The 1,249-nt window shown below is 37.6% G+C and carries 1 protein-coding gene; it reads left to right on the top strand.

All coding sequences use genetic code 11. The annotated features are described in order from the left end of the window. Positions 1-1,249 (top strand): hypothetical protein (locus CLV55_RS12860; protein ID WP_158527044.1); only part of this gene is annotated, 1,249 nt, incomplete at both ends.

The raw sequence follows: 1,249 nt of genomic DNA, 5'->3' as shown, positions 1-1,249 counted from the left end.
AACCAGTAAATGCGACTATTTGTAAAGCTATTGGAGCAACAGCTTCATTTAGTGTAGTAGCTACACCAGGCGCTACCTACCAATGGCAAACACAAGCAGCAACAGCTACTACATGGACAAATGTTTCTAACAATGCAAATTATTCAGGAGCTACAACAGCTACATTGAATCTAACAAGAACTACACTTTTATTACCAGCTACTGGAACTAAGTTTAGAGTGATTGTTAGCAATGCATGTGGAACAGTAACATCAGATGTTGCGACTTTAGGAGAGTTAGCTACGTTATCAAAAGCTACAGCAGTGGCAGTTGTAGGTACGTTAACACCAGTTTTAACTGTTTGTCAAGGTAGTACAGTAAACTTGTCTTTAGGAACAGGAAGTATTGGTAATGTTGATTGGATGTATTCATCAGATGAAGGAGCTACATGGCAAACATTTGATTCTTATACACAAACTTCTTTATCAGCAACTAATGGTGTATTAACAACAACATCTCCTGTTTTAAATGCTGGTACAGCATGGTTTAAAGCAGTGGCGTCTAATGGAGTATGTACATCAATGACATCTACTAACATTATTAAATTAACAGTTAGTGCACCAGCAGTAGCAGGTAATATTAGTGGCGATGATTCAATTTGTGCTTCTACTAGTTCAATGCTGACTTTAACAGGTTCAACAGGAACTGTTGTATGGCAAAAATCAACAAATTGGACAGCTACTACACCAACATGGACTGCAATTACAGGTGCTACTACTACTTCATTAAATACAGGTGCTTTAACTGCTACAACAGCTTTTAGAGCATTATTGACTAATGGTGCTTGTAAAGCAACTTCTGATTTATATGTAGTAAATGTTACTCCAGTAGCTAAAGCTACTGCTATCTCTGTGGTAGGTACTCTATCACCATTATTAACTGTATGTGAAGGACGTTCTGTGAACTTATCTTTAGCAACAGGAAGTATTGGAAATATAGAGTGGATGTATTCAACAGATGAAGGATTGACCTGGATAACTTTTGATTCAGATTCACAAACAGCTTTATCTGCAACTAATGGAGTTTTCACAACTACTTCACCAGCTTTACAATCAGGTTCAGCATGGTTTAAAGTTGTAGCAACTAATGGTATTTGTTCGGCTACATCAGCGTTATTAAAAATCACAGTAAGTACTACGCCAGTTGCTGGAAGTATTTCAGGAGGTGATGTAACGGTATGTGCGCCATTAACAGCACCAACAACATTAGC

This window comes from Flavobacterium aciduliphilum, from assembly GCF_003268855.1.
Classification (GTDB): domain Bacteria; phylum Bacteroidota; class Bacteroidia; order Flavobacteriales; family Flavobacteriaceae; genus Flavobacterium; species Flavobacterium aciduliphilum.
Note: the sequence above shows the minus strand (reverse complement) of the source record. Positions and strands in the feature narration are given on the sequence as shown.